This window comes from Plantactinospora sp. BB1 (assembly GCF_003030385.1).
GTDB lineage: Bacteria > Actinomycetota > Actinomycetes > Mycobacteriales > Micromonosporaceae > Plantactinospora.
The window spans coordinates 124370-137896 of record NZ_CP028159.1 but is presented as its reverse complement, the minus strand read 5'-3'; the positions used below and the strand labels follow the sequence as shown (position 1 = coordinate 137896).

General features: G+C 68.8%; 10 protein-coding genes and 1 pseudogene. 8 read left to right on the top strand and 3 right to left on the bottom strand.

Features of this window, described 5'->3' with window-relative positions; all coding sequences use genetic code 11:
* Positions 1–133 precede the first annotated feature (133 nt).
* Positions 134–1924 (bottom strand): bifunctional UDP-sugar hydrolase/5'-nucleotidase, encoded by a 1791-nt coding sequence (locus C6W10_RS00640; RefSeq protein WP_107255865.1) that lies wholly within the window; start codon positions 1922–1924, stop codon positions 134–136.
* Positions 1925–2479: 555 nt separating this feature from the next.
* Between C6W10_RS00640 and C6W10_RS00635 the strand changes: the two genes are divergently transcribed.
* The 3 genes from C6W10_RS00635 to C6W10_RS00625 all read left to right on the top strand — a co-directional run bounded on the left by C6W10_RS00635 (position 2480) and on the right by C6W10_RS00625 (position 7113).
* Positions 2480–3697, top strand: coding sequence for a M20 family metallopeptidase (locus tag C6W10_RS00635; RefSeq protein WP_107255864.1), 1218 nt, complete (start codon positions 2480–2482; stop codon positions 3695–3697).
* A 256-nt stretch (positions 3698–3953) separates the two neighbouring features.
* The gene (gene ggt, locus C6W10_RS00630) at positions 3954–5786 is read left to right on the top strand and encodes a gamma-glutamyltransferase (RefSeq protein ID WP_369937593.1); all 1833 of its coding nucleotides are present in this window, start codon (positions 3954–3956) and stop codon (positions 5784–5786) included.
* 616 nt (positions 5787–6402) lie between these two features.
* Positions 6403–7113 carry a hypothetical protein gene (locus C6W10_RS00625; RefSeq protein WP_107255862.1) on the top strand — a complete coding sequence of 237 codons (711 nt, stop codon included), beginning with the start codon at positions 6403–6405 and terminating at the stop codon, positions 7111–7113.
* 137 nt (positions 7114–7250) lie between these two features.
* Here C6W10_RS00625 and C6W10_RS00620 read toward each other — a convergent pair whose 3' ends face one another.
* On the bottom strand, positions 7251–8150 hold the full coding sequence (locus tag C6W10_RS00620; RefSeq protein WP_107255861.1) for a LysR family transcriptional regulator: 900 nt from the start codon (positions 8148–8150) through the stop codon (positions 7251–7253).
* A gap of 125 nt (positions 8151–8275) precedes the next feature.
* Between C6W10_RS00620 and C6W10_RS00615 the strand changes: the two are divergent.
* The 5 genes and pseudogenes from C6W10_RS00615 to C6W10_RS00595 all read left to right on the top strand — a co-directional run bounded on the left by C6W10_RS00615 (position 8276) and on the right by C6W10_RS00595 (position 12951).
* Positions 8276–8622: pseudogene (locus tag C6W10_RS00615) on the top strand (nuclear transport factor 2 family protein).
* A 237-nt stretch (positions 8623–8859) separates the two neighbouring features.
* Positions 8860–9462: a GDSL-type esterase/lipase family protein gene (locus C6W10_RS00610; RefSeq protein WP_107255860.1), complete on the top strand. Its 603-nt coding sequence runs from the start codon at positions 8860–8862 to the stop codon at positions 9460–9462.
* Between the two features lie 362 nt (positions 9463–9824).
* On the top strand, positions 9825–10544 hold the full coding sequence (locus C6W10_RS00605) for a hypothetical protein (RefSeq protein ID WP_107255859.1): 720 nt from the start codon (positions 9825–9827) through the stop codon (positions 10542–10544).
* A 250-nt stretch (positions 10545–10794) separates the two neighbouring features.
* The gene (locus C6W10_RS00600; protein WP_107255858.1) at positions 10795–11328 is read left to right on the top strand and encodes a pyridoxamine 5'-phosphate oxidase family protein; all 534 of its coding nucleotides are present in this window, start codon (positions 10795–10797) and stop codon (positions 11326–11328) included.
* A gap of 192 nt (positions 11329–11520) precedes the next feature.
* Positions 11521–12951, top strand: coding sequence for a serine hydrolase (locus C6W10_RS00595; RefSeq protein ID WP_234361552.1), 1431 nt, complete (start codon positions 11521–11523; stop codon positions 12949–12951).
* Positions 12952–13054: 103 nt separating this feature from the next.
* Here the strand turns inward: C6W10_RS00595 and C6W10_RS00590 are convergent, their stop codons facing one another.
* Complete coding sequence (locus tag C6W10_RS00590) at positions 13055–13396, bottom strand: VOC family protein (RefSeq protein WP_107255857.1); 342 nt, start codon at positions 13394–13396, stop codon at positions 13055–13057.
* Positions 13397–13527: the final 131 nt, after the last annotated feature.

The window sequence follows — 13527 nt, the reverse complement described above, 5'->3', positions numbered from 1 at the left end:
CGCTGGCACGACGCGAGGCGCTCGGCCGGGATCTCCCGGCCGAGCGCCTCGTCGAACACCCGCCGCCGTCGCGGGTCGATCCGTCGTACCGGCAACGCCCCGCGAGCCGCACCGGGACCCGGACCGGCCCCGCTCAGAAGACCGGTACGCCCTCCCGGACCAGTCGCCAGTTCGGCTCGAAGAAGTCGGCCGGATCGATGCTGCCCTTGGCCTGCGCCCAGTCGATCAGCAGTTGCCGGATCTCCTGCTGCTCGTTGTAGATCTGCGGCTTGACGATGCCGGGGAAGTTGCCGCCGCCGCTGCGCCGGTAGTTGTTCACCGCGATCACGAACTGGTCGGTGTCGACGACCGCCGCTCCGCCGCCCGGGTGGGCCAGCCTGGTGATCCGCTGGCCCACCGGCCTGCTGATGTCGATGTCGTAGTCGACCCCGGAGACGGTGTCGTAGTTGTAGTCCGGCACGGTCGGATCGTTGAGCTGCGCGGGGTCGACCGGCGCACCCGGCCCGAGGGTACGGAAGTACTTCGCCGAGTACTCGAGGTAGGCGCGCAGTTCGGCCCCGTTGACGAGTACCGCCTCCAGGGTGTTGTCGTAGATGTAGAGCCCGGCCACGTCCTTGATCCGTACGTCCCCGGCCGGGAAGATCGCGGTACGGCTGAACGGCGCGGCGATCGACAGCACCGGAAGGCTGGCGTACGGGCCGCCGGCCAGCGCGGCGGCGACCGTGTCGGTCTGCACCCTGTTGATGTAGTCGAGGATCGGCGTGTCCCGGTAGCGCGACTCCGCCGCCGACAGTTCGACCGCCGAGGTGGCGACCACCTGGTTGACGTAGGCGACCGTCTTGGCGTGCTGCCGGCGTACCGCCGCGAGCACCTTCGGGTCCTCCGGCACGGTGTTGCTGTTCAGCATCGTGGCCCGCTTGCCGGTGATCCGCCAGCGGTTGCGGTCCCGCTCCAGGGTGAAGTCCATCCGGGTCAGCCGCTGGCCCCACTTGGACGGCTCCGACAGCAGCACCCGCTCGCCGGTCCGGGTGTTGGTGACGAACCGCTCCACCACCTCGGCGTGGGCGTGCCCGAACAGGATGGCGTCGATCCCGGGTACCTGCTCGGCGATCATCGCGCACGGGTTCTCGTTCGGCAGTTCGGGCCCGTAGCTCGACGTACCGCTGTCGCCGCCGTGCGCGGAGATCAGCACGATGTCGGCGCCGCGCTGGCGCATCACCGGTACCCACTTCGCGGCGGTCGCGACCATGTCCTCGAAGCGGAGCCTGCCCTCGACGTGCCCCCGGTCCCAGATCGCGGTACCGGGGTTGGTCAGGCCGAGGATGCCGACCCGCAGCGTCGGTGCGCCGCGCCCGAGCGACACCTTCTTGATCAGGTACGGGGTGAAGGCCGGCTTGCCGGTGCGTTCGTTGACGGCGTTGGCGGCCAGGGCCGGGAAGCCGAGCTGCCTGATCCACCTGTCCAGCAGCGGCAGCCCGTAGTTGAACTCGTGGTTGCCGAGCGTCACCGCGTCGTAGTCGAGGATGTTCATCGCCCGGGCCATCGGGTGCGTCTCACCGGTTTCGGTGATCGGCTCCTGCTTGGCGTAGTACGTCGCCAGCGACGTGCCCTGGATGGTGTCACCGGCGTCGAGCACCAGGGTCGCCCTGCCCCGCCGCTCGGCCCGGATCTGCTTGACCAGGCTCGCCAGCTTCGCCACGCCGACGTCGTTGTGCGCGCTGTCGTCGTATTCGGCGTCCCGGTAGTAGTCCCAGTTGTAGACGTTGCCGTGGGTGTCCGAGGTGCCCAGCACGGTCAGGTCGTAGGTCTTCGGCCTGCTCTGCGGGTGTGCCTGTGCCGGTACGGCCCCGACGAGCGGTGCCGCCGCGGCCGCCGCGGCGACGGCGAGCACCTGGCGTCGAGAAGGGCCGGGAAGAGGGGTCATGCCGCGCCTTTCCTAGACATTGGACCTTGTGCCACCTGAGCGGCCGGCGTATGCGCGCTGACTGCCACCCGGGGCCGTGACGGACCGCCGGGGGAGGTCGAGCAAGGTCCACCGGGGTGCGCCGGGTAGGCGCGCCGACGGCACCATAACGACCGGTCGCGGGTCACGCCAGCCGAGCCACCACCCGACAACCACCCGTCATCCAGGCACCTACCGGCCGACGGCTGCCGGACATCCGACCGCCCCTTTCCGGTCATCCCGCTCCGCCGACCGCCCGCCCGCTCCCGGCCATCCCGCTCGCCGACCGCCCCTCTCCGGCAGCCCCTCTCCGGCCGTCCCGATTCGTGCGTGGCCCGGCCGGCGCGGTCGTCGGCGTTCCGGCGTGCCGTTCGTCACGTCCGGCGAAGGGCCATGATCATGACACTTGATCATCCTGGCCGGCTCCGTAAGATCTCGGATATCCCCGAGGCGGGGCGCGGACCAGCCACGACGAGGCGTCCGGCAGACACCTCGGCGGCAGCGGCCACGGCGGTACGACCAGGGCGGGGGAGACGCATGAGCCTGCGTGAGGATGCGGCGGAGATCCAGGACGAACTGGCCGGGCTGCGCCGGGAACTGCACCAGGTTCCGGAGGAGGGCCTGCACCTGCCGCGTACCCAGCAGCGGGTGCTGGCCGCCCTCGAACCGCTGCCGTTGGAGATCAGCACCGGCGCCGGACTCTCCTCGGTCACCGCCGTGCTGCGCGGTGGCAGGCCCGGTCCGGCGGTGCTGCTCCGGGGTGACATGGACGCCCTGCCGATCACCGAGAGCAGCGGAGTCGACTACAGCTCCCGGCACGACGGGGTGATGCACGCCTGCGGGCACGACCTGCACACCGCCGGCCTGGTCGGCGCCGCCCGGTTGCTCGCCGCCCGCCGCGACGAGCTCGCCGGCGACGTGGTCTTCATGTTCCAGCCCGGCGAGGAGGGCTACAACGGCGCCGGACACATGATCGACGAGGGGGTGCTGACCGCCGCCGGCCGCCCGGTCGAGGCCGCGTACGGCCTGCACGTGCTCTCGTCCATCCTGGACCGGGGAGTCTTCTCCTCCCGCCCCGGCCCGCTGATGGCCGGTTCGGCGGGTCTCTTCGTCACCGTGGTCGGGGCGGGCGGGCACGGCTCCCGGCCGCACGTGACGCTGGACCCGGTACCGGCGGCCTGCGAGATGGTCACCGCGTTGCAGACGATGATCACCCGCCGCTTCGACGCGTTCGAGCCGGTGGTGCTCACCGTCGGCACCTTCCACGCCGGCACCCGGCGCAACGTCATCCCGGACGAGGCGAGCTTCGAGGCGACGGTACGGGCCTTCGACCCCGCCGTGCACGCCGAGTTGGGCCGGCACGCCGTACAACTCTGCGAGCAGATCGCGGCGGCGCACGGCCTGCGCGCCGAGGTGCGGTACGAGCCGGAGTATCCGGTCACGATCAACGACCCGGACCAGCACGAGTTCGCCGCCGCGACCGTGCGGGAGCTGTTCGGCGCGGAGCGGTTCGTCGACATGCGCCACCCGATGACCGGCTCCGAGGACTTCTCCCGGGTGCTCGGGCGGGTACCCGGCGCCTTCGTCTTCCTCGGTGCCTGCGCCACCGGTGACCCGGTGACGGCGCCCGGCAACCACTCGCCCCGGGCCGTCTACGACGACAGCGTGCTGGCCGACGGCGCCGCACTGCTCGCCGAGCTGGCCTACCGGCGCCTCGGTCAGCCGACCGACCGCCCACTCGCCAGCCCGGCCTGACCCAGCTCAGGACGACGCGGATACGATCCCGCCCGCCGTATCCGCCCGCACCGCCCCTCCCGTCATACGACCTATCTTCCTAGGATGCCTTACGGGTGGGGTCCGCCGTCACACCACCAGGTGAGTGCGTCGGCGAAAGCCGCCGCCGGGGGCGGGCAGACGCAGATCGTCGGCCCGGTTGCCCCTCGGCGCCGCCTCCAGTTGCCGCACCGCCGCCGAGGGCATATCAAGGACGCAACCTGACCGTGGAGGGGCAATGAGGCTCACCAAGAGGGCAACAGCCCGGATGGCGGTGGCCGGCGTCGTGGCCGTCACCCTGGTCGTCACGTCGGCGCCGGCCAGCGCCGCACCGGCCGCCGCCGGCCACTCCGGCGAACCACCCAAGACGCCGACCGCGCACGGGTACGGCGGTGCCGTGTCCACTGTCGACCCCACTGCTACCGCCGTCGGCCTGGACGTACTCCGTCGCGGTGGCAACGCGGTCGACGCGGCGGTGGCGGCGGCCGCCACGCTCGGCGTGACCGAGCCGTTCTCGGCCGGTATCGGCGGTGGCGGCTTCTTCGTCTACTACGACGCGCGTACCCGCCGGGTGCACACCATCGACGGCCGGGAGTCGGCACCCGCCTCCATCCGAGCGGACTCCTTCGTCGACCCGGCCAGCGGCACTCCGTACCCCTTTCAGCAGGCCCGGGTCAGCGGCCTGTCGGTCGGCGTACCCGGGACGCTGTTGACCTGGCACGAGGCGTTGCGCAGGTGGGGCAGCCGGCCGCTGTCGGCGGCGCTCGCCCCGGCCGCCGAGGTGGCCGGGCGGGGGTTCGTGGTCGACGCGACGTTCCGGCAGCAGGTGGCGGAGAACGAGGCGGCGTTCGCCCAGTTCGACGCGACCCGGCAGCTCTATCTGCCGGGCGGCCAGCCACCGGCGGTCGGTTCCATCCAGCGCAACCGGGACCTGGCCGACACCTACCGGCAGATCGCCCGGCGCGGCGTCGACGTCTTCTACACCGGCCCGATCGGCGCGGACCTCGTCGAGGCGGTGCGCCGCCCGCCGGTCGCCGCCGACCCGACCGTGCCCTGGCGGTACCCGATCCAGCCCGGCGGGATGACCCGGGCCGACCTCGCCCGCTACGAGCTGCGGTTCCCCGCGCCGACCCGGTCCGACTACCGGGGCTACCAGGTGTACGGCATGTCGACACCGTCCAGCGGCGGTGTCGCCGTCGGCGAGGCGCTGAACATCCTGGAACGGTTCGACCTGGCCGGGATGACGGTGACGGAGGCGCTGCACCACTACCTGGAGGCGAGCGCCCTGGCCTACGCCGACCGGAACCGGTACGTCGCCGACGGCACCTCCCGGCGGATCCTCGACGAACTGCTCAACGACCGGTACGCGGCCGAGCGGGCCTGCCAGCTCGACCCCGGCCGGGCCGCGCCGAAGCCGGTACCGCCCGGCGAACCCGACGGAAGATACGGCGACTGCGCGACCGGCGCGGCGGGTGCCGAGCCCAACCCCGGGCAGAGCACCACGAACCTGACGGTGGCCGACCGGTGGGGCAACGTCGTCGAGTACACCCTGACGATCGAACAGACCGGCGGGAACGCGATGGTGGTACCCGGACGCGGCTTCCTGCTCAACAACGAGTTGACCGACTTCACGTTCGCACAGACCCCGGGTGCCGCGCCCGATCCGAATCTGCCGGCCCCGGGCAAGCGCCCCCGCAGTTCGATGTCGCCGACGATCGTGCTCGACGACGGCCGCCCGTTCCTGGCGCTCGGCACCCCCGGTGGTGCCACCATCATCACCACCGTGCTGCAGGTACTGGTCAACCGGATCGACCTCGGGATGTCTCTGCCGGAGGCGATGGCGGCACCCCGGGCCTCACAGCGCAACAGCGCCGCGCCTCAGGCAGAACCGGCGTTCGTCAGCGCGTACGGCAGTGCACTCGACGCGCTCGACCATCCGCCTTTCACGAGTACCGCCGAACTCGGTGCGGCCACCGCGATCGAGTTCACCGGTCGGCACGGCCTGGTGGCGTCGGCGGAACCGGTACGGCGCGGCGGCGGGGCGGCGGGTGTCGTCCGCCCTGGGCGTTGACCCGAGAGGGTTCTTGACCGGCGGGTGTCCCCATCGCTCTTGACCGGCGGGTGTCCCCATCGCCCTTGACCGGCGGGTGTCCCATCGTCCCGGTCCGGTGGCGGTCGCACCGAGCGACCGTTGCGGCTGCTCGATTCCGGCGTGATCGTCGATCTCACCGTCGTCGGGCAGCCGCTCGTCGCCCTCACTGCTTCCGAGGGACGATCCGCGCGGCCAGGACGTGGGGCCCAGGCGGGCTCGATGGTTGTCCGGCACGTGTGTCGGGTCCGGGTGACGTTTCGACGCGACGGCTTTCTTGTCCGACCCGAACTCTCCACCTTCGCTTGATCAACTTGGTGCGGTGGAATGCCGTTGGGCAGTCGGTCGTTACATATCGCGTACGGCCGAGTAGCACCGCCTGTGACCTGGGCTGGTGGCCGGGCCTCGGGGAATGATCCGGGGCCGCCGGTCGTTACATATGGTGTTCGCCTGAGTACCAGCACCCCCCGTGCATGTGTGCCAGGCGAACCTTCTTCTGTCCCTGGAGGCCGTGACGGTCTCGGGACGTGTGATTTCCAATGACACCCCGGTTTTCCCCCCGTGGGGTGTTGTTCCCCCGATTGGAAGGCAGACCATCATGAACACGACTCTGTTCAGCCGATGGCTCCCGGCCATCGAGCAGACTTCCCTGGTTCGTAAGACCGCTCTGGGTGTTGCTGGTCTGGCGTTCGTCGGTGGCGCTGTCGCCGGCCCCGCCGTGGCCGCCCACGCCGCCCCCGAGCACGTCGCCTCGCCGGTGTCGCAGTCGGTCATGGCCGACAAGGACCACAAGGGTGACAAGAACGACCAGGACCGTAAGAGCGACAAGCGTGACAAGCGCGAGGGCAAGGATCGTAAGCCGTCGCGGGACAAGCTGGTCCCGCACGGTGCGCAGGGTAAGCAGTCGCGGATCTCGCTGTCGGGTGAGCAGTCCGACAACGTCAAGGCGATCGTGAAGGCCACCAAGAAGGCCGGTCTGGACGAGCGTGCCGCTGTGATCGCCGTGGGTACCTCGTTGCAGGAGTCGAAGTTGGAGAACCTGGGTCACCTGGGTGACCGCAACGACCACGACTCGCTGGGCCTGTTCCAGCAGCGACCGTCGTCGGGTTGGGGCTCGCCGGAGCAGATCACCGATCCGGAGTACTCGACCATCGCGTTCCTCAAGGGCCTCAAGCAGGTTGACGGTTGGCAGGACCTGCCGCTGACCGTGGCCGCGCAGAAGGTACAGGTCTCGGCCTACCCCGACGCCTACGCGCAGTGGGAGGACCTGGCCGCCGACCTGGTCGCCAACACCTGGAACAACAGCTAAGACAACCACACAACACGACCGCACCACCCGCTGGCCGGGTCCCCACCACAGGGGACCCGGCCAGCGGCATTTCCGAATCCCGAGCGCCTGCCGAGCAGGCGCGCCGATACCCGAGCAAGAGTGCGATCGAGGAAGGGTTACGTCGTGATCTCTCCCTGGACGGGGGCGAAGGCGTCTCGGCTGTACCGGACCAGTCGAGCAAGGGCAGGGCTCTGCGTGGGTTTCCAAACCAGTGCCAGTAGCGCCGGGACGTCAACGTCGCTCACCCGGAGCGCGGTCAGCCGGTCCTCGTACTCGTCAGCCATGGACTCGCTGAGGATCGCGACTCCGAGCCCTCGGATCGCCAGGTCGGCGATGGTGGTGGCGGCACTAGCCTGCAAGGCGATGGTCGGCTGGACGCGGCGGTTGGCGCAGGCTCGGTCGAACACGGTTCGGATCCCGGTACCCTCCGGCATGCAGATGACCGGATGCTCCGCGATGTCGGCCAACCCGATTTTCTTCCGCGCCGCGAGTGGATGTTCCGGCGGTACCAGCGCCACCAGTCGTTCGCTGACGATCGTCAGCGCGTTCAGCCCGACCGGCGTGGCTTCGGCCGTACCGATCAGGGCGAGGTCGATCGCGGCGGACCGGACACCCTCGACGAGTCGGTCGGAGTTGTCCTCCAACAGGGTCAGCTCGACCTGCGGATGGGCCCGGTGGAACGCCTCGAGCGCCTCGAAGAGCGGGGTCACCGTGCACCCGACGATCATGCCGACGGTGAGTTGGCCACGGATCAGGCCGGTCACCTCGCTGACGGTTTGCCGTAGCGCGGCGGCGGAGGCGAGCGTGGCGCGCGCGTACTCCAGAGCGACCCTGCCCGCGGCCGTCAGGGTCGCCGTCCTGGTCGAGCGGTCGATGAGGGTCGCCCCGAGTTCGCGTTCGAGTTGCCGGATCTGCGCGCTCACCCCGGACTGGCTGATCCGAACGCGCTCTGCGGCCCGGGTGAAGCTTGCCTCCTCGGCAACCGCTACGAGGTACTCCAGCTGCCTCAGCTCCATAACTGCTGATTCTAGATGTCATCAGAATTAGCTGTTGTACTTCTGATTTTGCTCCGTGCATGCTCGATCCGTCAGGGGATACAGCAGGAATCGAGAGGATCCACATGGCGGATTACGAGAAGGCAATGCGACCGGAGGAGATCACCCGGCTGTTCGTCGAGCGTTCCAACGCGGGAGACGCCGAGGGCGTCGCGGCGCTCTACGCCGAGGATGCGGTGCTGGCGTACCCGCCCGGCGGCCAGACTGTCGGCCGGGCCGCGATCCAGGCGCTCTGGACGAAGGTACTCGCGAACCGCCCACACTTCGAACCGGAGGAGCACTTCCGACGCTCGTCAGCGGCGATCTCGCACTCACTTCGACCGTAGCCAAGGACGGTGCCGGCGCCCGGGCACAGGTGGTACGCCGCCAGCCTGACGGATCCTGGCTGCGCGTACTCGACCAGCCCGAATTCACTCGGCCCATGTCCGGCTGAGGGTGCGCCCACCGCCGGTGGGCGAGTCCCGCGAGGTCCGTGACCTCACTGCACCGGGAAACCTGTTCGCCGGGCGGACTGCGTGCGAGTGGGACAGCGGTGGGAGTTCCTCCGAACGGCGAAAGTCGACTCGGATGGTGCGTAACGCGCAGGCAGCCCGGTCGTGCCTGGTCGCGCTCGGGAACACCGGAGTGGCCAGTTGGCCGTTCTGCCAGCAGCGCCTGAGACACTGCACGCGTGATCCGTGACCTGCGCGTCTGCTTCGTCGGCGACTCCTTCGTGCTGGGCGTCGGCGATCCGCGCTGCCTGGGCTGGGTGGGCCGGCTCGCGGCACGAACCTGCGCCGACGGACAACCGCTCACGACCTACAACCTCGGCGTACGGCGGCAGACCTCCGTCGACATCCTCGCCCGTTGGCGTGCAGAGTGTCTGCTGCGGCTACGGGACGGCAACGACCTCCGTGTCGTGATGTCGTTCGGGGTCAACGACACCACCGAGGAGAACGGCCGGCCCCGGGTGACGCCCGAGCGATCGGCGGCCACCCTGACCCGGATGCTCGACCAGGCTGCCGGCCAGGGCTGGCGCGTCCTTGTCGTCGGTCCGCCACCGGTCGACGATGACGCTCAGAATGTACGGTTGGCCTCGCTCGACGACGCGTTTGCGCGGACCTGTCGCGAAGCGGGCGTACCGTACGTCGCGGTGCAGTCCTCGTTGCGTAAGAGCGCCGTGTGGACCCGCGAGGTTCGTACCGGTGATGGCGCGCACCCGGGTTCGGCCGGCTATGACGAGATCACCGCCCTCATCACACCTCGTTGGCGTGCCTGGCTAACCGTCACGTAGAGCTGGAACGCGCAGGCGCCGATCTGCCCCGCATTCTGAGGTGTCCCCTCGGATATCCGGGTTTAGTTTTTTGATCAACTGCTGGCGGTGGAATGTTGGCGGGCTCGCGGTCGTTACATCTCGCGTACGGCCGAGTAGCACCGCCTGTGACCTGGGCTGGTGGCCGGGCCTCGGGGAATGATCCGGGGCCGCCGGTCGTTACATATGGTGTTCGCCTGAGTACCAGCACCCCCCCGTGCATGTGTGCCGGGCGAACCTTCTTCTGTCCCTGGAGGCCGTGACGGTCTCGGGACGTGTGATTTCCAATGACACCCCGGTTTTCCCCCATGGGGTGTTCACCCCCGATTGGAAGGCAGACCATCATGAACACGACTCTGTTCAGCCGATGGCTCCCGGCCATCGAGCAGACTTCCCTGGTTCGTAGGACCGCTCTGGGTGTTGCTGGCCTGGCGTTCGTCGGTGGCGCTGTCGCCGGCCCCGCCGTGGCCGCCCACGCCGCGCCCGAGCATGTCGCCTCGCCGGTGTCGCAGTCGGTCATGGCCGACAAGGGCAACGACCACAAGAACGACAAGGACCACAAGAACGAGAAGGACCGTAAGAGCGAGAAGCGTGACAAGGACCGTAAGGGCAAGCCGTCGCGGGATCGTTTGGTGCCGCATGGTGTGCAGGGTGGTCAGTCGCGGATTGCGCTGTCGGGTGAGCAGTCCGACAACGTGAAGGCGATCGTGAAGGCGACGAAGAAGGCGGGTCTGGACGAGCGTGCCGCGGTGATCGCCGTGGGTACGAGTCTTCAGGAGTCGAAGTTGGAGAACCTGGGTCACCTGGGTGACCGCAACGACCACGACTCGCTGGGCCTGTTCCAGCAGCGACCCAGTTCGGGTTGGGGCTCGCCGGAGCAGATCACCGATCCGGAGTACTCGACCATCGCGTTCCTCAAGGGCCTCAAGCAGGTCGACGGCTGGCAGGACCTGCCGCTGACCGTGGCCGCGCAGAAGGTACAGGTCTCGGCCTACCCCGACGCGTACGCCCAGTGGGAAGACCTGGCCGCCGACCTGGTCGCCAACACCTGGAACAACAGCTAAGACAACCAAACAACACGACCGCACCACCCGCTGGCCGGGTCCCCACCACAGGGGACCCGGCCAGCGGCGTCTCCGGACATGTTCCGACTCCACCGTGAGCCTGCGCGGTTACGACCGGGCGCGGGTGGAGAGTCACCTCGGCGAACTGGCGGACCGACTGGCAACGACGGGTCAGGCCGAGTCCTGCCGATCATGGCGGCCGGATGGACAGTCAGGTGGGTAGGGTGCTCGTCATGATCGAGGTCGCTACATGCCGTTGACGAACCCCTGGCTGTCCGGGCCCACGCCGACGAAGCGACTCGATCGTCAACCGCTTGAGGAGCGCATCCTCAACCTCCTGTCGTCGCAGAACATGTGCGTGCTCGCGACCACGGGTCCGGACGGGCCGCTGGCCACCCCGGTGCGGTACTACTCGCTTGGCTTCGCGGTGCTCTTCACCGCTGCACCGCGTTCACCGAAGATGCGCAACCTCGCTGCGGATCCGCGGGTGTCCATCGGAATCTTCGCGCCGCTGGTCGGGCTGGCCAGCAGCCGTGGCGCTCAACTGTTCGGAACTGCAAGGGTGCTTGACCCGGAGCACCCGGACCGCGCGCACTACTGGACGGCGTTCCGGTGGGAGAACGAGCACGCCGAGCGGGGACGACCGTTGTCCGAGCCGCCTCAGGACACACTCGTGGTCGTCGAGGCGGAACGTGTCGTTTATACCGAGCACTGGCTGCGACGTGAAGGGTTCGCGCCACGCCAATTCTGGCGTAGCGAGCGACCAGGCCCTGTCACTGCTTGAGCGCCAGGATGCCGGCCGTGGGGGTACCGGAATCGCCGTAGTCGCTGGACGGCCCCCTTCTTACGGCTCCAGGGTGCTGGAGTACCGGCGTGATCGCACGTCGACGCTGATTGTCCACTGCCCAAGATCGGCAGGATTGGCTCCGGACGATATTCCACAAACTCGACCGAGTGATCTTGTTAGGGTGCTTGAATGCCTTCTCAGCGCACCCTGCTGCCGCGCTCGACACCGGCTGCCATGGGGGTGTCGGCCCGCGCAGTTGCCGCGCTACTGGACCGGCTCGAAGCGCAATCCGTCGAGTGTCACTCCATCATGGTCGTACGCCACGGTCACGTTGTCGCCGAAGGCTGGTGGGCGCCGTACTCCGCCGAACGCCCGCACCTTCTCTACTCGCTGACCAAGTCGTTCACCTCGGTCGCCGTGGGGCTTGCGATCGCCGACGGACTGCTCTCGCTGGCTGATCGAGTGGTGGACGTGTTGCCCGACCACGTCCCGGCGGAAATCTCGGAGCAGGGACGTCGCCTGACCGTTCACCACCTGCTGTCCATGACAACCGGACACCGCACGGACAGCCTCGCCGAGGCCTGGCAACTGGAACCGGGCGACCTGGTGAAGGGCTTCCTACGCGTACCGTTCCCCGAGGTCGAGGGAACACGGCACGCCTACGACAATCCGACTACCTTCATCCTGGCCCGGATGGTGGAGCGGGTCACGGGCCGCAGCCTCCCGGAACTGCTCGACGACCGCCTCTTCAAGCCGATGGGCGTCGACCACGCCGAATGGGACCGGGTGGCGAGCGGGGCCACCTTCGGCTTCCACGGACTGCATCTCACGACCGAGGCCGTCGCCGCCTTCGGCGAACTGCTGCTGCGCGAGGGCCTCTGGAGCGGCCGGCAGCTCGTCCCGCGCGAATGGGTGCGGCTCGCGACCAGACGGCACATCGAGACGCAGCAGATCGAGGACTGGTCGGAGAACCCCGACATGCTTTGCGGGTACGGCTACCAGTTCTGGATATCGCGTCACGGTTACCGTGCCGAAGGAGCCTTCGGTCAGCAATGCGTGGTCGTCCCGTCGCACGACCTCGTGGTCGTCGTGACCGGTGCGATAACGCAGGGTGAGGTAATGCCGGCCGTCCTGTGGGATTGCCTGCTGCCCGGCCTGGACGAGCCGGTAAGTGCCCGGGAGGACGAGATCCTCGCCGAGCGGTTGCGGCGGCTCTCACTCACACCCGTGCCGGGCGCGGCCGCCCCTGAGCGTTCCATCAAGGCGGAACTCGACGCCTCCGTCGAGAATTCGGCGCTACCCGACGGCACCACGGTGATCCTCGATCCGGTAGACCGTGGGTGGCTCCTGCGACTCGGGTCGCTCCTCACGGTCGAGGTCGGCCACGGCGCATGGCGGGAAAGCTCACCGCTCGGCCGCCCTGTCGTCGCAACCGGCGCCTGGCAGGGCAACACGTTCGTCGCCGACCTTTACGTCATCACCACCCCGCACCGGGTGCGGCTGGTGGTCGACGCCGGGACGGGGACAGCGGTCGCGACGTGGAGCACCGTGCCCCTGACCGGCCCTGATCTGGCGTTGCACCTGCGGTCGCCGCTGATGACCCGGCCCGACGTCGCCTAGGTTGACCAATGCCCGATCGACGTATGAGGCGTCACTCAGGCGCCCAGTCAATCCCTATGGATGCGATTTCACCCGTACGAGCCTGAGCGTACGTGGTCGCCGGTCAGAGCGGGGCTCCGCCGAATCCGATCTCGTTTCCGTCGGGGTCGACGTACGTGGCCTTCCGCACCCCGTTGGAGTACGTCTCCCGTCGCGCCGGTTGGAGTCTCCGCTCAGCCGTCTCGGCCAACAGGGCGTCGAGGTCGTCAACGAAGACGGTGTGCAGGGCGTGACCGGCATGCTCGGGTCGATGTTCGATGGCGAGGGACCGATGCTCGGCGAGTTCCCACACCGCCTCGCTGTCGCTGGCGACGAACGTCGGCGGTGACCCAAGCAGCTTTTCGTACCAGGCCAGTGCCGCCGGGTAGTCGTTGACCGGTATACCGGCAAACAGGTCGAGCGCCATCTCGCCATGCTAGTGGGACATTGGAGGTGCCTCCGTCACCAATGTCCGGTTCGATTGGTGATCAACTGCTGGCGGTGGAATGTTGGCAGGCTGGCGGTCGTTACATCTCGCGTACGGCCGAGTAGCACCGC

Coding starts and splice junctions, on each gene's coding strand:
- C6W10_RS00640 (WP_107255865.1), bottom strand. CDS start 1,924: ATGACCCCTCTTCCCGGCCCTTCTCGACGCCAGGTGCTCGCCGTCGCC.
- C6W10_RS00635 (WP_107255864.1), top strand. CDS start 2,480: ATGAGCCTGCGTGAGGATGCGGCGGAGATCCAGGACGAACTGGCCGGG.
- ggt (WP_369937593.1), top strand. CDS start 3,954: ATGAGGCTCACCAAGAGGGCAACAGCCCGGATGGCGGTGGCCGGCGTC.
- C6W10_RS00625 (WP_107255862.1), top strand. CDS start 6,403: ATGAACACGACTCTGTTCAGCCGATGGCTCCCGGCCATCGAGCAGACT.
- C6W10_RS00620 (WP_107255861.1), bottom strand. CDS start 8,150: ATGGAGCTGAGGCAGCTGGAGTACCTCGTAGCGGTTGCCGAGGAGGCA.
- C6W10_RS00605 (WP_107255859.1), top strand. CDS start 9,825: ATGAACACGACTCTGTTCAGCCGATGGCTCCCGGCCATCGAGCAGACT.
- C6W10_RS00600 (WP_107255858.1), top strand. CDS start 10,795: ATGCCGTTGACGAACCCCTGGCTGTCCGGGCCCACGCCGACGAAGCGA.
- C6W10_RS00595 (WP_234361552.1), top strand. CDS start 11,521: ATGCCTTCTCAGCGCACCCTGCTGCCGCGCTCGACACCGGCTGCCATG.
- C6W10_RS00590 (WP_107255857.1), bottom strand. CDS start 13,396: ATGGCGCTCGACCTGTTTGCCGGTATACCGGTCAACGACTACCCGGCG.